The 16,790-nt window shown below is 69.1% G+C and carries 18 protein-coding genes; 9 read left to right on the top strand and 9 right to left on the bottom strand.

Annotated elements, in window-relative coordinates; all coding sequences use genetic code 11:
• The 5 genes from ftsY (at position 1) to AC3WPZ_RS08180 (ending at position 4,243) form a co-directional block, all read left to right on the top strand.
• On the top strand, positions 1-981 hold the full coding sequence (ftsY, locus tag AC3WPZ_RS08160; protein WP_492439098.1) for a signal recognition particle-docking protein FtsY: 981 nt from the start codon (positions 1-3) through the stop codon (positions 979-981).
• Between the two features lie 59 nt (positions 982-1,040).
• A complete protein-coding gene (locus AC3WPZ_RS08165; RefSeq protein ID WP_492434426.1) occupies positions 1,041-1,880 on the top strand; it encodes an undecaprenyl-diphosphate phosphatase in 840 nt (279 codons plus the stop codon).
• Entirely contained in the window at positions 1,877-2,197 is a 321-nt protein-coding gene (locus AC3WPZ_RS08170; protein WP_492434424.1) for a hypothetical protein, read from the top strand. The genes AC3WPZ_RS08165 and AC3WPZ_RS08170 overlap by 4 nt, the downstream gene beginning before the upstream one ends.
• Before the next feature lie 7 nt (positions 2,198-2,204).
• On the top strand, positions 2,205-3,344 hold the full coding sequence (locus AC3WPZ_RS08175) for an FAD-dependent oxidoreductase (protein WP_492434422.1): 1,140 nt from the start codon (positions 2,205-2,207) through the stop codon (positions 3,342-3,344).
• A gap of 110 nt (positions 3,345-3,454) precedes the next feature.
• Complete coding sequence (locus AC3WPZ_RS08180; RefSeq protein ID WP_492439100.1) at positions 3,455-4,243, top strand: DUF4399 domain-containing protein; 789 nt, start codon at positions 3,455-3,457, stop codon at positions 4,241-4,243.
• A gap of 4 nt (positions 4,244-4,247) precedes the next feature.
• Here the strand turns inward: AC3WPZ_RS08180 and AC3WPZ_RS08185 are convergent, their stop codons facing one another.
• From AC3WPZ_RS08185 to selD, 3 genes are read right to left on the bottom strand one after another with little or no spacing between them, the layout of a single operon-like run.
• Positions 4,248-4,955, bottom strand: a complete 708-nt coding sequence (locus AC3WPZ_RS08185) for a haloacid dehalogenase type II (RefSeq protein ID WP_382321400.1) — start codon at positions 4,953-4,955, stop codon at positions 4,248-4,250.
• A 5-nt stretch (positions 4,956-4,960) separates the two neighbouring features.
• Positions 4,961-5,344: a RidA family protein gene (locus tag AC3WPZ_RS08190; RefSeq protein ID WP_492439102.1), complete on the bottom strand. Its 384-nt coding sequence runs from the start codon at positions 5,342-5,344 to the stop codon at positions 4,961-4,963.
• A gap of 21 nt (positions 5,345-5,365) precedes the next feature.
• On the bottom strand, positions 5,366-6,442 hold the full coding sequence (selD, locus tag AC3WPZ_RS08195; protein ID WP_492439105.1) for a selenide, water dikinase SelD: 1,077 nt from the start codon (positions 6,440-6,442) through the stop codon (positions 5,366-5,368).
• Between the two features lie 155 nt (positions 6,443-6,597).
• On the opposite strand from selD, the gene AC3WPZ_RS08200 reads away from it, so the two are divergent.
• The gene (locus tag AC3WPZ_RS08200; RefSeq protein WP_492439107.1) at positions 6,598-7,896 is read left to right on the top strand and encodes a homoserine dehydrogenase; all 1,299 of its coding nucleotides are present in this window, start codon (positions 6,598-6,600) and stop codon (positions 7,894-7,896) included.
• Between the two features lie 6 nt (positions 7,897-7,902).
• Here the strand turns inward: AC3WPZ_RS08200 and egtD are convergent, their stop codons facing one another.
• From egtD to AC3WPZ_RS08230, 6 genes are all read right to left on the bottom strand, one after another.
• Positions 7,903-8,904: an L-histidine N(alpha)-methyltransferase gene (egtD, locus tag AC3WPZ_RS08205; RefSeq protein ID WP_382321406.1), complete on the bottom strand. Its 1,002-nt coding sequence runs from the start codon at positions 8,902-8,904 to the stop codon at positions 7,903-7,905.
• Positions 8,905-8,914: 10 nt separating this feature from the next.
• Positions 8,915-10,243 (bottom strand): ergothioneine biosynthesis protein EgtB, encoded by a 1,329-nt coding sequence (gene egtB / locus AC3WPZ_RS08210; protein ID WP_492439110.1) that lies wholly within the window; start codon positions 10,241-10,243, stop codon positions 8,915-8,917.
• 4 nt (positions 10,244-10,247) lie between these two features.
• Positions 10,248-11,381, bottom strand: coding sequence for a PQQ-dependent sugar dehydrogenase (locus AC3WPZ_RS08215; protein WP_382155238.1), 1,134 nt, complete (start codon positions 11,379-11,381; stop codon positions 10,248-10,250).
• Between the two features lie 73 nt (positions 11,382-11,454).
• Entirely contained in the window at positions 11,455-12,042 is a 588-nt protein-coding gene (locus AC3WPZ_RS08220) for an NnrU family protein (protein ID WP_492434406.1), read from the bottom strand.
• An 82-nt stretch (positions 12,043-12,124) separates the two neighbouring features.
• On the bottom strand, positions 12,125-13,093 hold the full coding sequence (locus tag AC3WPZ_RS08225; RefSeq protein ID WP_492439112.1) for a DMT family transporter: 969 nt from the start codon (positions 13,091-13,093) through the stop codon (positions 12,125-12,127).
• Positions 13,090-13,860 carry a FadR/GntR family transcriptional regulator gene (locus tag AC3WPZ_RS08230; RefSeq protein WP_382321414.1) on the bottom strand — a complete coding sequence of 257 codons (771 nt, stop codon included), beginning with the start codon at positions 13,858-13,860 and terminating at the stop codon, positions 13,090-13,092. Before AC3WPZ_RS08230 ends, AC3WPZ_RS08225 begins: the two co-directional genes overlap by 4 nt.
• A gap of 141 nt (positions 13,861-14,001) precedes the next feature.
• Between AC3WPZ_RS08230 and AC3WPZ_RS08235 the strand changes: the two genes are divergently transcribed.
• From AC3WPZ_RS08235 to AC3WPZ_RS08245, 3 genes are all read left to right on the top strand, one after another.
• Positions 14,002-14,811 (top strand): NAD-dependent epimerase/dehydratase family protein, encoded by an 810-nt coding sequence (locus tag AC3WPZ_RS08235; protein WP_492439114.1) that lies wholly within the window; start codon positions 14,002-14,004, stop codon positions 14,809-14,811.
• Positions 14,812-14,825: 14 nt separating this feature from the next.
• Positions 14,826-15,731 carry an SMP-30/gluconolactonase/LRE family protein gene (locus tag AC3WPZ_RS08240; protein WP_444687234.1) on the top strand — a complete coding sequence of 302 codons (906 nt, stop codon included), beginning with the start codon at positions 14,826-14,828 and terminating at the stop codon, positions 15,729-15,731.
• 75 nt (positions 15,732-15,806) lie between these two features.
• A complete protein-coding gene (locus AC3WPZ_RS08245) occupies positions 15,807-16,769 on the top strand; it encodes a TRAP transporter substrate-binding protein (RefSeq protein WP_382321422.1) in 963 nt (320 codons plus the stop codon).
• Positions 16,770-16,790 lie beyond the last annotated feature (21 nt).

A 16,790-nucleotide genomic window follows, 5' to 3' on the forward strand; every position in this document is an offset into this window, starting at 1 on the left:
CTGCCAGAGGCCCCCGCGCCCTCGCCTGCGGCGCCCGCGCCAGCCGCTGCGGCACCCACGCCGGCTGCGCCCGCGGCCGCGCCGCGCCAGGGCTGGCTGGACAAACTCAAGGCCGGCCTGCGCAAGACCGGCTCGGGCATCGCCACGGTGTTCACCGGCACCCAGATCGACGATGCCCTTTACGAAGAGCTGGAATCGGCCCTGCTGATGGCCGACACCGGCGTGAAAGCCACCACCCACCTGCTCAGTGACCTGAAACGCCGCGTGAAGGAAAGCAAGACCACCGACCCGGCCGCCGTCAAAGGTCTGCTGGCGGATGCCATCGCCGACCTGCTCGCCCCGCTGCAGAAGCCGCTGGTGATCGGCGAGCACAAACCCACCGTGATCATGGTCGCGGGCGTCAACGGCGCGGGCAAGACCACCTCCATCGGCAAGCTCACGCGCCACCTGGCCGACAGCGGCGCCTCGGTGTTGCTCGCGGCGGCCGACACCTTCCGCGCCGCCGCGCGCGAGCAGCTGGCTGTCTGGGCCGACCGCAACACGGTGGAAATCATCACCCAGCAAGGCGGCGACCCCGCCGCCGTGAGCTTCGACGCCGTGACCGCCGGCAAGGCGCGCGGGCGCGACGTGGTGCTGGTGGACACCGCCGGGCGCCTGCCCACGCAGTTGCACCTGATGGAAGAGTTGCGCAAGATCAAGCGCGTGGTGCAGAAGGCCGATGCCGGCGCGCCGCATGAAGTGCTGCTGGTGATCGACGGCAACACCGGCCAGAACGCGCTGATGCAGGTGAAGGCCTTCGACGAGGCGCTGCAGCTCACCGGCCTGGTCATCACCAAGCTCGACGGCACCGCCAAGGGCGGCGTGCTCTGCGCGATCGCGCGCGAGAAACCGGTGCCGGTCTACTTCATCGGGGTCGGCGAAAAACTCGAAGACCTCGAAACCTTCGACGCGCGCGAATTCGCGCAGGCCCTGCTGGCCTGAGCCCCTCGGGCAGCGCATCCCTATACTTCGCGCACCATGCCGCATTGCCTGCCCCACCCATGAGCCCCACCACCGCCTGGCTCGAAGCCGCCTTCCTGGGCCTGATCCAGGGCCTGACCGAATTCCTGCCCATCTCGTCGAGCGCGCACCTGCGCATCATCGGCCCGCTGCTGCCCTCGGGCGGCGACCCGGGCGCGGCCTTCACCGCCATCACCCAGATCGGCACCGAAGCCGCCGTGCTGCTGTACTTCCGGCACGACATCGTGCGCATCTTCCTCGCCTGGTGGGCCTCGCTCACGCAACCGGCGAAGCGCCAGGACCCCGACGCGCGCATGGGCTGGCTGATCATCATCGGCTCGGTGCCCATCGTGGTGCTGGGCCTGCTGTTCAAGGACGCGATCGAAGGCTCGCTGCGCAATCTCTACATCACGGCCACCATGCTGATCGTGTTCGGCATCATCCTGGGCGTGGCCGACCGCTACGGCCGGCGCGAGCGCCCACTGAACCAGCTCACCTGGGGCCACGGCCTGCTGTTCGGCCTGGCCCAGGCGATGGCGCTGATCCCCGGTGTCTCGCGCTCGGGCGGCACCATCACCGCCGGCCTGCTCATGGGCTACACGCGCGAAGCGGCCGCGCGCTACTCGTTCCTGCTGGCGATTCCCGCCGTGATGGGCTCGGGCTTCTACCAGCTGCTGCGCAGCTGGCAGCACGGCAGCCCGGTCGCGCCCGGCCCCACCGCCCTGGCCACGCTGATCGCCTTCGGCGTGGGCTATGGCGTGATCGTGGTCTTCCTCAAGCTGGTGTCCACGCGCGGCTACATGGCCTTCGTGTACTACCGCATCGCGCTGGGCCTGCTGGTCTTCGGCCTGCTCGGCGCCGGCATCCTGAGCGCCCATTGAACACCCTCCTGCTCATGACCGGCCCAGCACCCACCACGACCGGGTTCTGGGGCCGGCGTTGGCAGGGCCAGGTCGCCTGGCGCACGCTGTTCTGGCGCGACATGCTCGCCGTGGGCAGCATCATCAACCTCTGCACGGGCTTCGCGGCGCTGATGCTGGTCTCGCAAGGCCAGCCGATCGCCTGGGCCCTGGCGGTGCACTTCGCTCCCCTGCCGTACAACAGTTTCCTGCTCGCCTCGCTCTGGCGCACGCCCGGGCGCCCCGCGCCGGTGAAGCTCGCCGGCTGCGCCTGGTTCGCGGCCATGCTGGTGGTCTGAAGCAGCCATGCACCACGGCATCAAGAAACTCCTGTTGCTCGGTGCCGGCCAGGCCCATCTGCAGGTGTTGGCGCGCCTGGCGCGGCACCACCCGGGCAACCTGGACGTGATCCTGCTCACACCGTTCGCGCACCACACCGGCCAGGGTTGTCTGCCCGGCTTCATGACTGGCCAGCACACGGCGGACGAAGGGCGCGTCGCGCTCGAGCCGCTGGTGCGCGCGGCCAGCGCGCGCTGGCTGCAGGGCCGCTGCACCGGGCTCGATGTGGCGTCGCGGCAGGTGCAGGTCGCGGCCACGGGCGGCGCGCAAGGCGTGCCGGCCACGCTGGGCTACGACCTGCTGTCCATCGACACCGGCACCGTGCCCGACCGCGCCTGGCTCGACGCCGAGATGCCGGGCGCCAACCACCATGCCCTGCACCTGAGCCCCATGGAGGCCTTCGTGGCGCTGTGGCCCCAGGTGATGGCACTGGCGCAGCAACAGGCCGTCTCGGTGGCCGTCGTGGGCGCCGAGGCCGATGGCATCGAACTCGTGTTCGCGGCCGAACAAGGCATCCGCGAACACGGCTTGCCGGGGGCCCGCTTCACGCTCATCACCGGAGGTGACGAGGTCGGCACCGACCTGCCACCCGGCGTGCGTCAGCGCGTGCTGCGCCAGCTCCGGCGCCGCGGCATCACCGTGCTGCGCGAGGCCTGCGTGGGCATGAGCGAAGGCCAGGTGCACCTGGGCAATGGCGCCCGCCTGGCCTGCGACGTGCCGCTGCTGGCCATGGGCGTGCGCACCCCCACCTGGTTGCCCGCCAGCGGCCTGGCGCTCAACGAAAGCGGGCAGGTGTCGACCGGCCCGACCCTGCAAAGCACCAGCCACCCGCAGGTGTTCGCCACCGGCAGCGTGGCCGCCCGTGCAGATGGGGCGCCTGGCGACATGCACGCCGGCGCGGCATTGGCCCACAACCTGCTGGCCGCGCACGAGGGCACCGCGCTGCGCGCCCTGCCCCCCTCGCGCCCGCGCATGGCCCTGCTCGCCTGCGGCACGGGCCACGCCATCGCGAGCTGGGGGCCAATGACCCTGGCCGGCGGCTGGGTCTGGGGCTGGAAAGACCGCATCGACCGCGGTTTTCTGGAACAGCACCGCGTGACACGTTGATGACGGCCCCGCCAGGCCCCGGCGCCTGGCCATGCCCACACCCCCCCGGGTATGGGCCGGATTGGATAGACTTCGCGACGGCGTCCCCGCTCACCACCGATCCGCCCGCCATGCGCGCCTCCACCCGACTTGCCTCTCTCCTCCTCGCCGCGGCCGCGGTGCTGCCCGCCCTCGCGCAGACCCCGCCTGGCACGACCCACCCCTGGCAAGCCGCGCCGCCGCGCCTGACGGCCGAGGCCTACTTCACCAATCTCAAGGACGGCGACCGCATCGAGACGCCCTATCTGCTCAAGTTCGGCCTGTCCGGCGGCTGGGGCCTTGCGCCCATCGCGCAACCGGGCCGGGCCAAAAGCGGACACCACCACCTGCTCGTCAACCGCGACCTGCCGCTGAACTTCAAGGAAGCGCTGCCGTTCAACGACCAGTACATCCACTTCGGCAAGGGCCAGATGGAAACCGTGCTCACCCTGGAGCCCGGCACCTACACGTTGCGCATGCTGCTGGCCGACCAGAACCACCTGCCCCACTTCGTCTACAGCAAGCCCGCCACCATCACGGTGACCAAGAAGAACCCGACCGATCCCAAGACGCTGTCGGTCAAGGGCGTGGCCCTGCAGCTGGAGGGCCCGGTGGTCAAGCGGCCGTTCCGCGTACAGTTCCACGCCTCGGCGCTCAACGTGGCCCACCAGTCGCAGCGCCTGCCCGAGACCGGGCACTTCCGCCTGACCATCTCGCCCGCGTCGGGCGCCCCGGTCGTGATGGATTTCGTCGAAGGGCAGACCGAGGTCTGGCTCTCGCCGCCGGCGGGCAGCTACGGCCTCAAGCTGGAGCTGCTGGACAACATCGCACCCGGCAAGGCGCTCACCGACGCGGTCAGCGCCAGCGTGCGCGTCGAATAAGGCCCTAGCAGCCCAGCTGATCGGCCAAGTGCCCGAAATCGCGGGCGTGCCAGGTGTTGGCCGCCACCGGCGACACGTCCTTGGGCCGCGCGGCGCCGAACTCCAGTGGTCGTTCCACATAGGCCGTGGCCAGGCCGCAGGCGCGCGCGGCGGCCAGGTCGTCTTGGTGCGCCGCCACCAGCATCACCTGCTCGGGCCGCAGGCGAAACACCGCCACGGCCCCCAGGTAGGCGCGCGGGTCGGGCTTGTAGGCGCGGAACACCTCGGCCGACAGCACGCAGTCCCAGGGCAGGCCGGCGCGCTTGGCCATGTTCGTGAGCAAGCCGATATTGCCGTTGGACAGCGTGCAGATGGTGTGGCGTGCCTTCAGCCGCTGCAGCCCAGCCACCGCGTCGGGCCAGGGGTCGAGCCGGTGCCACACGCGGTTGAGGTGATCGCGCTCGGCCTCGCTCAGGTGGGTCAGGCCGAAGCGGGGCAGCAACGCCTCCAGCACCATGCGGTGCAGGTCGTCGATCAGCGTCCAGCCCAGCTCGCCCGAGCGCACGCGCTGCATGGCGGGCTGGTAGCCCGCGCGCCAGGCGGTGGCGAAGGCATCGGCATCAATCTGCGGGTACAGCGCCTGCACCTCGCGCACGATGCTGCCGTGCCAGTCGACCACGGTGCCGAAGACATCGAAAACCAGGACGGGCGTGGTGGTGGACAACGGGGTCATGGTGTTCAGTGCGCCTTGAGGGCCGTGACCTCGACCTCGATCTTCATGCGCGGGTCCAGCAGGCCGGCCGACACCATCATCGCCGCGGGCCGTGCCCGGCCCAGGTGCTTGCGCAGCACCGGCCAGCAGGCCTCGAACAGCGAGGCGTCGGGCAGCACGTAGTTGACACGCACCACGTCGTCCAGGCTCGCACCGGCCTGTTGCAGCGCGGTCTGGATGTTCAGGAAACACTGCTCGGCCTGCTGCACCACGTCGTCCGAGATGCTCATGGTGGTGTAGTCGAAACCGGTGGTGCCCGAGACGAAGACCCAATCGCCCGCGACCACGGCGCGCGAGTAGCCGATCTGTTCCTCGAAGGGCGAGCCGGAGCTGATGTGCTGTCGTTGCATGGTGTGAGGTCCCTTGTTCATTCAATCCACCCGCAGGCGCGCGCCGTCGGCGCTCGACGCCACGACCTCGCCGATCTCGGCTGCCGCGCCAAAACCGTGGCGGTGAAACACGGCCAGCACGTCGGCCACGGCCTCGGGCGCGCAGGCCACGAGCAGGCCGCCGCTGGTCTGCGGGTCGCTCAGCAGCGCCTGGTCCACCGGCTGCAGGCCGGCACCCAGCCGCACCTCATGGCCGTAGGCGGCCCAGTTGCGCCCCGAGGCGCCCGTGACCATGCCGGCCGAGGCCAGGCCGCGCACGCCTTCGATCAGCGGCACGCGGGCCATGTCCACGCGCACCGTGGTGGCCGAGCCGCGCGCCATCTCCAGCGCGTGGCCGGCCAGGCCGAAGCCCGTCACATCGGTGAGCGCGTGCACGCCCTCGAGCGCGGCGAGGTCGGGGCCGGCGGTGTTGAGCTTGGTGGTGTGCTCGATCATCTGCGCGTAGCCCACGGCCGGCAGCGCATCCTTCTTGAGCGCGGCCGACAGCACGCCCACACCCAGCGGTTTGCCCAGCACCAGGCGGTCGCCCACGCGCGCGTCGGCGTTGCGCTTGACGCGTTTCGGGTGCACCAGGCCCAGCGCGACCAGGCCGTAGATGGGCTCGACGGAATCGATGGTGTGGCCGCCCGCGATCGGGATGCCGGCGGCCTGGCACACGCTCTGGCCACCCGCCAGGATCCGGCCGATGGTCTCGGTGGAGAGCACGTTGATCGGCATGCCCACCAGCGCCAGCGCCATGATGGGCGTGCCCCCCATGGCGTACACGTCGCTGATGGCGTTGGTGGCGGCGATGCGCCCGAAGTCGAAGGGGTCGTCGACGATGGGCATGAAGAAATCGGTGGTGGCGATCAGCGCCTGCTCATCGTTGAGCTGGTAGACCGCCGCGTCGTCGGCGGTCTCGATGCCGACCAGCAGTTCCTTGGGAATGGGCATCGCGCTGGTGCCCTTGAGGATGTCACTGAGCACACCGGGCGCGATCTTGCAGCCGCAGCCACCACCGTGCGAGAGGCTGGTGAGGCGGGGTTCTGCGCGGGGGGATGAGAGGGTGGGAGTGGTCATGCCCGCCATTGTGCGTGCTTCTCGCCACACATGCGGATGGCGGATTCCACCTTCGCCATGCAGTCCAGCAGGAAATCCGAGAACCAAATGATAAATATCCAGACTTCTACGGCAAGTCGAGGGAATCGTTCGCCGACATCACCGCTAGGAAATTAATGAAAGCAGCTGTCTTGGGATTTGGGAACGTCGCAGCCGCGACGATCGAGCATTTCATGCGCAATGAGGATCTCATTCGGTCCAAAGTTCGGACACCTATCGAGTTCGTGCACGTCGCAACACGCTCGCCCGCACGTGCCCAAGGGCGGGTGCCGCAAGGATGCCGCGTCTCCAACGATTGCTGGGCCCTCGTCAACGATGTAGAAGTGGACGTGGTGTTGGAACTGACGGGCGATGTGGCGCTGGCTCGACAGCTTTTGCTGCAAGCGCTGGCCAATCGCAAGCACGTCATCACCGCCAACAAGGCTCTGCTGGCCCAACATGGCGAAGAGATCCTGCGCAAGGCAGAGGAAGTGGAACGCAGCGTGCTGTTCGAGGGCGCCGTCGCCGTATCGATTCCCATCATCAAGACCCTTCGTGAGTCGGCGGCGGCCAACCGCATTTCATCGATCACGGGCGTTCTGAACGGTACCTCCAACTATGTGCTGTGGCAGATGAGCGAGCACGGCGTCGACTTCGCCACCGCCATCGCGGATGCCCAGCGCAAGGGCTATGCCGAGGCGAACCCGACCCTCGACGTCAGTGGCGAAGACGCCGCACACAAACTGACGCTGCTGGCCTCATTGGGCTTCGGCGTCCCAATCAACTTCGGCGCGGTGGAGTTCAAAGGTATCGAGGCCATCGATCAACGGGACATTCAGTTTGCTCAACGCCTGGGTTACCGGATCAAGCTGATCGCACAGGCCAGGATGGCGTCCTCCGGACTCTTCGTCAGCGTGCGGCCAACGCTGGTCCCCATAGCATCGATGCTGGCTCAGGTGGGCGAAGCCATGAACGGCATCACCCTACAAGGCGACCTGCAGGGTGCGGCCTTCCTGTACGGCTCGGGGGCAGGTGGACGTCAGACCGCCAGCGCCGTGCTGGCCGACCTGATCGAACTCGCCAACCGCGGAGGTTCTGCGAACACGGGTGGCGCATTCAACATGGGGTTTCGCCGTAGCCATGTCGCGACCCGCAACGTGCACTACAGCCGTGAGCATGTGGCTGCGTTCTACATCCGGCTGACACTGGATGACCAAGCGGGCATGCTGGCCAAAGTCAGCCAAGTGCTGGCAGACACCGATGTCTCAGTCAATGTGTTGCTTCAGGACGTTGGGCATGGCGGACAGACCGACTTGATTGCCATCACCCACAAGACCACCAGCCGCCAGCTTCGGAACATGCTGCCCAAACTGCAGGAAGCTGCGGGGCCGGGCCACTCGGTGGTCATCCACCCCGTCTTGGGCGAGGTGGATTGACCTCCGCTACGCCGGCGCCCAGAACACACTGAACCACCCATTGGCGTCCGTCCAGTGCCGGGGCGCGCCGAAGCCGGCTTCGCGCAGCAGCGTCTCGAAATCCTCGGGTATCCACTTGTACGAATTCTCGGTGTGCAGGCGCTCGCCATCGGCGAAGCGGCGCTCGCCGCCGGGCCAGCGCACGGTCTGCGCGCCGATGGATTGCAGGTGCATCTCGATGCGCGATTCGTCCGCGTTGTACAGCCCCACGTGCTGCCACGCGGCGGGCGCGAAGTCGGCGGCGAGCAGGCGGTTCACGTGCCGCAGCAGGTTGCGGTTGAAGGCCGCGGTCACGCCCAGCGCATCGTCGTAAGCAGGTTCGAGCACGGCGCGCGGTTTGACGCGGTCCACGCCGATCAGCAGGCCGCCGCCGGTGCCGCCGGCTTCGCACACCGCGTGCGCCTGGCACAGCAGGGCCAGGGCCTCGTCGGGCAGGAAGTTGCCGATGCTGGAGCCGGGGTAGAACACCACGCGCGGCTGCTGCGCCAATGCGCGTTCGCTCAGCCAGGTGGTGGCGTCGGCGCCCAGCGCGAAGCGCGTGGAGAAGTCCATGCCCAGCCCGAGCATGGGCAGGTCGGCGTGGCGCTGCTGCAGGGCCGCGAGCGTGTCGCGCAGGTAGTCCACCGAGATGTCCACCGGCACATAGGCCGAGGGCTGCAACACGGGGAACAGGCGCGCGGCCTTGGCGCAGCTGCCTGCGCCCAGATCGACCAGCACCGCGCCCTCGGGCACGTGGCGCGCCATGTCGGCGCCATGCTCGGCGAACACGGCGGCCTCGGTGCGGGTGGGGTAGTACTCGGGCAGTTCGGTGATGGCATCGAACAGGCGCGAGCCCAATGCGTCATAGAAGAACTTGGGCGCGATGCGCGCCGGTGTCGCCAGCAGGCCGGCAATGAGTTCCGGGTGCGTGGCGCCGGGGCGCGGGTGGTGCAGCTGGACAAAGTGCGGCGCCTGGTCGATGTATCGCATTGGAAGTCTCCTAGGCGCTTCGCGCCAGCCGCAGGCCGCTGAACTGCCAGCGCGCGTCGGTGGGGAAGAAATTGCGGTAACTGGCGCGCAGGTGCGACGCCGGCGTGGCGCACGAGCCGCCGCGCAGCACGTACTGGTTGATCATGAATTTGCCGTTGTACTCGCCGACCGCGCCTTCGGCGGGCTGGTAGCCGGGGTAGGCGTTGTAGCTGCTGCTGGTCCATTCCCACACATCACCGTACATCTGCAGCAGGCCCTCGCCGGCGGCGCGCGCGGGCAGCGGGTGCAGCGCGTGGCCTTCCTGCAGGTTGCCCTGCACGGGCAGCGCGGCCGCGGCCGCTTCCCACTCGGCCTCGGTGGGCAGGCGCGCACCGCGCCAGTCGGCGTGCGTGGCGGCGGCCCAGCGCGCGAAGGCGTCGGCTTCGAAGTGGCTGATGTGCGTGACCGGGGTGTGCGGGTCCAGCGGCGCTTCGCCGTGCAGCGTGAACACGGTGGGCAAGGTGGCCGAGGCTTCGGGCGGCAGCGTCCAGTACAGCGGTGCGCGCAGGCCCTGGGCCCGCACCCAGTCCCAGCCGGCGGCGAGCCACCAGCGCGGCTCGGTGTAGCCACCGTCCTGCACGAAGGCCCACCACTCGCCGTGCGTCACCAGCCGGTTCATGAGGGCGTAAGGCTCCAGCCACTGGCGGTGGCGCGGCAGCTCGTTGTCGAATGCGAAGCCCTCGCCCGCGTGGCCGATCTCGACCAGGCCACCGGCTTGCTCGACCCAGCGCGGCGCCACCGTGGTCACGGACACCAGCGGCCAGTGGCGCTGGTAGACCGGGCGCAAGGGGTTGATGGACAGCAGGTGCTTCACGTCGGTGAGCAGCAGTTCCTGGTGCTGCTGCTCGTGTTGCAGGCCGAGTTCGATCAGGCGCAGCGCGTCCGCGCTGTCGGTGTGTTCGATGAGGTGGGCGATGCGCGCGTCCACCTGCTCGCGCCACTGCCACACGGTGGCGAGGTCGGGCCGCGTGAGCAGGCCGCGCTGCGGTCGCGAGAAGGGCTCGCCGACGCCTTGGTAGTAGCTGTTGAAGAGCACGCGGAACGCGGGGTCGAACGGCTTGAAGCCGTGCTCGAAGCGTTCGAGCACGAAGGTCTCGAAGAACCACGTGACGTGCGCGAGGTGCCATTTGGTCGGGCTGGCATCGGGCATGGACTGGGCCTGGCAGTCCTCGGGCGAGAGCGGCGCGGCGAGCGCGCGGCTGCGTTCGCGCACCGATGCGTAGTGGCGCGCGAGCCCCGCGCGGTTGGGCCGTGGGTCGGAAGAACGCTGTGGGGCAACCGGTCGGGGCGTGGGGTTCATGGTGTCAGCTTCCGGGCTTGAGCCGCAACAGCTGGCCGTCGCGGTCGTCGGTGAGGAGGTAGATGAAGCCGTCCGGACCCTGGCGCACATCGCGCACGCGCTGGGCCAGTTGGGGCAGCAGTTTTTCTTCGCGCGCCACGCGGTCGCCGTCCATCACGAGGCGCACGAGGTACTGGAACTTGAGCGAGCCCACCAGCAGGTTGCCCTGCCAGTCCTTGCCATAGGGGCCGCCTTTCACGAAGGCCATGCCCGAGGGCGCGATGGAAGGTTTCCAGTACAGCAGCGGCTGCTCCAGGCCGTCCTTGCTGGTGAGGCCGTCGCCGATCTGGCCGCCGCCGTAGTTCTCGCCGTAGGTGATGACGGGCCAGCCGTAGTTCTTGCCGGCGTCGGTGCGGTTGAGTTCGTCGCCGCCCTGCGGGCCGTGTTCGATGGTCCAGAGGCGGCCATCGGGGCCGATCGCCGCGCCCTGCACGTTGCGGTGGCCCAGGCTCCAGATCTCGGGCAGGGCGCCGGCGCGGCCGATGAAGGGGTTGTCGGGGTGCGCACGGCCATCGGGGCGCACGCGCACCACCTTGCCATGGTGGTTGTCCAGCGTCTGCGCATCGGCCATGCGCTGGAAACGGTCACCAAGGGCCAGGAACAGGCTGCCGTCCTCGGCCTGCGCGATGCGGCAACCGAAGTGCAGCCGGCTGCTCACCTTGGGTTGCTGGCTGAAGATGACCTTGACATTTTCCAGCGACCGGGCATCGGCCGAGAGGCGCGCCGAGGCCAGCGCGGTGGAGTTGCGCATGCCCATCGCGCCGGGCTCGGCGTAGCAGAAGTGCACCGTGCGGTTGCGCGCGAAGTCGCGGTCGGTCACCAGATCGAGCAGGCCTCCCTGCCCCACCGCGTCCACGTCGGGCACGCCCTTCAGGGGCTCACCCACGCGGCCGTCGGTGCCAATCACGCGCATGCGGCCGGGCCGCTCGGTCACCAGCATGCGGCCCTCGCCGATGAAGGCCACCGCCCAGGGGTTGTGCAGGCCGCGCGCGACGACTTCGGTGGTGACAGCGGGGGCTTGTGCATGCGCGGCAGGGGCAAGCAGCGTGCCCAGGAGGGCGCACAGGGGCAGCAGGGGGGCGGTGAAGGGACGGGTCATGGTGGTGTGGAAGGGATGGCGGAAAAAGAGGCGGCAAGGCGGTTGGTGCGCGCGAACCGCTCAGGGTTCCCCGTCAGCCGCCCATGGGGCGCACGCCGAACAGCCAGGCGTGGGCCCAGAACACGAAGAGAAGGTAGACCACCAGCCCGCTGACCAGGGCGATCGCGTCGTTGGCCGTGCTGCCGGGCAGCGCGGGCGGGCTGCGCAACAGGCCGGCCGCCGCGCGGCGCTTGACCGAGATGCGGTCGGCCACGGCCCAGGCCAGAAAACCGCCGAACAGCAGCACATCGGCCAGCGTGCCATTGGCCAGCAGGTGGGCCAGCGCCCAGCACTTCACGGCCAGCAGCATGGGGTGTTTCGCCGCGCGCTGGATGCGCCCGGGCAGGTAGGCCGCGAACAGCAGCACGAACACCGGCAACATGAGCAGCAGCGCCAGGTGGCGCAGGCCGGTGGGCGGCGTGTAGAGCAGCACCGGGGCCTGGCGCGCGAGGCCGTAGCCCCAGACGATCAGCGCCAGGCCGACGAAGGAGACCAGCGCGTACGCGCCCTTGTAGCCGCCTTCGCCCATGCGCCCGGCCAGCGCATCGCGGCCTTGCGGCGAAACGATGGACACCGAGTGCACACCCAGGAACAACACCAGGCCGATGATCAACCACGTCATGACAACCCCTTTGGCTGGTGCGGCACCAGACCACCCGGCGCCGCGTTGGCGAAAGGGCACTGTAGCGCCGCTGGCGCGGCGGTCAACCCGCCGGGGTGGTGGCGCTGGGCGGTGGGCGCCGGTCGGCGGTGACGAGCCAGATGCCGCCGCACACCAGCAGCAGGGCCACGGCATTGCGCCAGGCCAGGATCTGCTCGCCCAGGAACAGCGCGGAGAGCAGCGCGCCGAACACCGGAATGAGGAAGTTGAACACCGAGACCATGCCGACGCGGTTGTATTTCAGCAGCGCGGCCCACAGCGCGAAGGCCACCGCCGAGAGCACGGCCATGTAGAGCAACAGCACGGCCGGCGCAAGCGACATGCCGTGCAGCGCGCCGCCTAAGGCGTGGCCGGCCAGCAGCAGCGCCAGGCCGCCGATGGCCAGCTGGTAGCCGGTCATGACCATGGCGTCGATCCGCTGCGACAGCCGCTTGCCGTAGATGCTCGCGGCCGAGAGCACGAAGGCCGCGATGACGATGAAGCCCTCGCCCAGCAGCGTGAAGCCCGCGTCCAGCCCCTGGCCGCCGCTCCGCAGGTTCACCGCCATCACGCCCGCGAAGCCCACCAGACAGCCCAGTGCCTTGCGGTGATCCAGCCGGTCGTTGTGGTAGATGAAGTGCGCCAGCAGCACGCTGAAGAAGGTGCCGGTGGCGTTGAGGATGGACGCCTTGACGCCGGTGGTGTGGGCCAGGCCGACGTAGAAGAACACGTATTGCAGCGAGGTCTGCGCCAGGCCGAGCAAGGCGATGCGCCCGATGCTGGCGCGCGGCAGCGCGAACACCGGCCGCCCGATGGCGCGCGCGATGCCGAGCAGCAGCACGCCGGCGAGCAGGAAGCGCCAGCCCGCGAACACGAGTTGCGAGGCCGTGTCGTCGCGGCCGATGGACAGCAGCGCATAGCCGCTCTTGATGGCCGGGTAGGCGCTGCCCCAGAGCAGGCAGCACAGGGTGGCGAGCAGCACCACGTTGCGCGGCCGGCTGAAGAAGGCCGCGCCGCTGTTGCGGTCCGTCATGCCGGGCTGTCGGGTTGGGCGCGGCGCAGGCGTTCGCGGCTGTTGGAGAGGTGCAGGCGCATGGCCTGGCGAGCGGCCTCGGGCTCACGCAGGCGGATCGCGTTGTAGATGCTCTGGTGCTCGCCGTGCACGCGCCGCAGGTAGGCCAGGCGGCCTTCGGGCGCGCTGCTGGCGGTGTTGAGGCGGGTGCGCGGAATGATCATCGTGCCCAGGTAGGTCATGAGGTCGGCGAAGTGGCGGTTGCCGGTGGCGCGCGCCACTTCCATGTGGAACTGGAAGTCCGAGGGCACGGCGTCGGAGACGTCGTCGATGGAGGCCTCGAAGGCCGCGAGCGCGGCGGCCATGTTGTGCAAGTGGCCGTCGTCGCGGCGCTGCGCGGCCAGGCTCGCGGCCTCGCTCTCCAGGCTGATGCGCAGCTCCAGCAGCGAGATGACGTCGGCCACGGTGGCGAAGTCCTCCGGCGCGACGCGGAAGTTGCTTTGCTCGGGCGGCGCCATCACGAAGGTGCCGATGCCGTGGCGCGTCTCCACCTGGCCCGAGGCCTGCAGGCGCGAGATGGCCTCGCGCACCACGGTGCGGCTGACCGCGAAACGGGCCATCAGCTCGGATTCGGTGGGCAGCTTGTCGCCCGTCTGAAGGCGGCCTTCGCGCACATCGGCCGTCAGCGTATCGACGATTTCGGGCACCAGGCCGCGCTGCCGGCGGGGGCGCGGTGGCGGCGCTGCCATCGGCATCGCCTCGTCTCCTAGGGTTTTCACGGGGAGCATTGTTTTTTCCTTGACACGCCATTGTGGCGTTCACACAATTCGCCCAAGTTGTCTGACAACCGACAACAGACAACAAGATGGCCGGACTGTAGCAAACCCCTCGCGAAAGTCCAAGCCCTTCGAGACAAGACCGCACACACCATGGACGTCATTCTCAAAACCCACCACCGCCTGCTGCTCACCGGCGCCGCCGGCGGCCTGGGCACCGCCCTGCGCGACCGCCTCAAGCGCAATTGCGAAGTGCTGCGCCTCTCGGACCGCGCCGACCTGGGCGCGGCACAGGCCGGCGAGGAAATCGCGCTGGCCGACCTGGCCAACGCGGACGAGGTCGACGCCATGGTGAGCGGCTGCGACGCCATCGTGCACATGGGCGGCATCTCGGTGGAGGCGCCCTTCGCCGCCATCCTGCAGGCCAACATCCTGGGCGCGTACCACCTGTACGAGGCCGCGCGGCGGCACGGTGTCAAGCGCATCGTGTTCGCCAGCTCCAACCACGTGACCGGCTTCTACAAGCAAAGCGAGACCATCCACGCCGACCACCCGGCCCGGCCCGACGGCTTCTACGGCCTGAGCAAGGCTTTCGGCGAGGACCTGGCGCGCCTGTACTACGACCGCCACGGCATCGAGACCGCCTGCGTGCGCATCGGCTCCTCGTTCGCCGAGCCCAGGGACCGCCGCATGCTCGCCACCTGGCTGAGCTTCGACGACCTGCACCGCCTCATCAGCGCCTGCCTGAGCACGCCGGTGCTGGGCCACAGCATCGTGTTCGGCATGTCCGACAACGCCGTGACCTGGTGGGACAACAGCCGCGCGCGCCACGTGGGCTACGTGCCCCGGGACACCTCGGACGTGTTCCGCGAGGCCGTCTTCGCGCGCACCAGCGCACCCGACCTGAACGACCCCGCCGCGATCTACCAGGGCGGTGGCTTCGTCAAGGCCTGCCCGTTCTGAACGGCACGCCCACCATGACCACGCAGGCCGACCTGGTGCTCGACGCGCGCAACGGCGTGGGCGAGAGCCCGGTGTGGGACGCGCAGCGCCAATCCCTGTTCTGGCTGGACATCCCCGGCCGCGCGCTCTGGTGCTGGAACGCGGCCACCGGGCAATCGCGCCAGTGGGCCACGCCCGAGATGGCCGGTTGCATGGCGTTGGCCGCCGGCAGCGAAGCGACGCCGCACGGCCGCTGGGTGGCCGCCATGGAAACCGGCGTGGCGGTGCTCACGCCGCAGGACGACGGCACGCTCACCCAGGAAGCGCGCGCCCGCGTGCGGCACCCGCAGGGCGGCATGCGCTTCAACGACGGCCGCTGCGACCGCCAGGGCCGGCTGCGCGCCGGCACCATGGTGATGGACATGTCGCTGGCCGCGCCCGCGGGCAGCCTGTACGCCTTCGACGGCGCCGTGCTGCGCGCGCTGCAGGGCGGTTTCATCACGCCCAACGGCATGGCCTTCAGCCCCGATGGCAAGACCATGTACCTCTCGGACTCGCACCCCAGCGTGCAGACCATCTGGGCCTACGAGTACGACACCGACAGCGGCACGCCGCACCACCCGCGCGCCTGGGTCGACATGAAGGCCCTGCCCGGCCGGCCCGATGGCGCGGCGGTGGACGAAGACGGCGGCTACTGGATTTGCGGCAACGACGCCGGCCTGGTGCACCGCTTCACACCCGACGGCCGGCTCGACCGATCGCTCGCCGTGCCGGTGAAGAAGCCAGCCATGTGCGCCTTCGGCGGCAGCGGGCTCGACACCTTGTTCGTCACCTCCATCCGGCCCGGTGGCGACCTGTCCGACCAACCGCTGGCGGGCGGCGTGTTCGCGCTACGCCCCGGCGTGCGCGGGCTGCCCGAACCCACCTGCACGATTTTCTGAGCCCTGCATTCCCACAAGAGGCCCCAGGCCCAAGCCCCTGTTTTCAACCACCCAACCGAAAGCGCTGAGGACGACATGAACATCAAACCCCTCCTGACCATCGTGGCCGCCTGTGCCGCCCTCGCGGCCCAGGCCACCGAGTTCCGCTCGGCCGACACGCACAACGCCGACGACTACCCCACCGTGGCCGCCGTGAAACACATGAGCGAGCTGCTGGAGAAGAAGAGCGGCGGCAAGCACAAGATCAAGGTCTTCAACAAGCAGGCACTGGGCAGCGAGAAGGAAACGATCGACCAGGTGAAGATCGGCGCGCTGGACTTCACGCGCGTCAACGTGGGCCCGATGAACGCCATCTGCCCGCTGACCCAGGTGCCGACCATGCCCTTCCTGTTCAGCTCCATCGCGCACATGCGCAAGTCGCTGGACGGCCCGGTGGGCGACGAGATCCTCAAGAGCTGCGAGTCGGCCGGCTTCATCGGCCTGGCCTTCTACGACAGCGGCGCGCGCTCCATCTACGCCAAGAAGCCGATCAAGACCGTGGCCGATGCCAAGGGCCTGAAGATCCGCGTGCAGCAGTCCGACCTGTGGGTCGCGCTGGTCAGCGCCATGGGCGCCAACGCCACGCCCATGCCGTATGGCGAGGTCTACACCGGCCTGAAGACCGGCCTGATCGACGCCGCCGAGAACAACATCCCCTCGTTCGACACCGCCAAGCACGTCGAGGCCGTGAAGATCTATTCCAAGACCGAGCACTCGATGGCGCCCGAGATCCTGGTGATGTCCAAGGTGGTCTACGACAAGCTGCCCAAGGCCGAGCAGGACATGATCCGCGCCGCCGCCAAGGAGTCGGTCGCGTTCGAGCGCCAGAAGTGGGACGAGCAGGAAGCCAAGTCGCTCGCCAACGTGAAGGCCGCCGGCGCCGAGATCGTCGAGGTCGACAAGAAGTCCTTCCAGGCCGTGATGGGCCCGGTGTACGAGAAGTTCATGACCACGCCGGACATGAAGCGCCTGGTCAAGGCGATCCAGGACACCAAGTAAACGGCGTCCTCTTTTTCCATC

Source organism: Hydrogenophaga sp. FW305-3-2-15-A-LB1 (assembly GCF_058787875.1).

Excerpts from the sequence above, each read along its gene's own strand:
- AC3WPZ_RS08190 (WP_492439102.1), bottom strand. The coding sequence starts at position 5,344 with ATGCAACGACAGCACATCAGCTCCGGCTCGCCCTTCGAGGAACAGATC.
- AC3WPZ_RS08240 (WP_444687234.1), top strand. The coding sequence starts at position 14,826 with ATGACCACGCAGGCCGACCTGGTGCTCGACGCGCGCAACGGCGTGGGC.
- AC3WPZ_RS08180 (WP_492439100.1), top strand. The coding sequence starts at position 3,455 with ATGCGCGCCTCCACCCGACTTGCCTCTCTCCTCCTCGCCGCGGCCGCG.
- AC3WPZ_RS08185 (WP_382321400.1), bottom strand. The coding sequence starts at position 4,955 with ATGACCCCGTTGTCCACCACCACGCCCGTCCTGGTTTTCGATGTCTTC.
- AC3WPZ_RS08225 (WP_492439112.1), bottom strand. The coding sequence starts at position 13,093 with ATGACGGACCGCAACAGCGGCGCGGCCTTCTTCAGCCGGCCGCGCAAC.
- selD (WP_492439105.1), bottom strand. The coding sequence starts at position 6,442 with ATGACCACTCCCACCCTCTCATCCCCCCGCGCAGAACCCCGCCTCACC.
- AC3WPZ_RS08200 (WP_492439107.1), top strand. The coding sequence starts at position 6,598 with ATGAAAGCAGCTGTCTTGGGATTTGGGAACGTCGCAGCCGCGACGATC.
- AC3WPZ_RS08235 (WP_492439114.1), top strand. The coding sequence starts at position 14,002 with ATGGACGTCATTCTCAAAACCCACCACCGCCTGCTGCTCACCGGCGCC.
- AC3WPZ_RS08165 (WP_492434426.1), top strand. The coding sequence starts at position 1,041 with ATGAGCCCCACCACCGCCTGGCTCGAAGCCGCCTTCCTGGGCCTGATC.
- egtD (WP_382321406.1), bottom strand. The coding sequence starts at position 8,904 with ATGCGATACATCGACCAGGCGCCGCACTTTGTCCAGCTGCACCACCCG.
- egtB (WP_492439110.1), bottom strand. The coding sequence starts at position 10,243 with ATGAACCCCACGCCCCGACCGGTTGCCCCACAGCGTTCTTCCGACCCA.
- AC3WPZ_RS08230 (WP_382321414.1), bottom strand. The coding sequence starts at position 13,860 with ATGCTCCCCGTGAAAACCCTAGGAGACGAGGCGATGCCGATGGCAGCG.
- AC3WPZ_RS08215 (WP_382155238.1), bottom strand. The coding sequence starts at position 11,381 with ATGACCCGTCCCTTCACCGCCCCCCTGCTGCCCCTGTGCGCCCTCCTG.
- AC3WPZ_RS08220 (WP_492434406.1), bottom strand. The coding sequence starts at position 12,042 with ATGACGTGGTTGATCATCGGCCTGGTGTTGTTCCTGGGTGTGCACTCG.
- AC3WPZ_RS08245 (WP_382321422.1), top strand. The coding sequence starts at position 15,807 with ATGAACATCAAACCCCTCCTGACCATCGTGGCCGCCTGTGCCGCCCTC.
- AC3WPZ_RS08175 (WP_492434422.1), top strand. The coding sequence starts at position 2,205 with ATGCACCACGGCATCAAGAAACTCCTGTTGCTCGGTGCCGGCCAGGCC.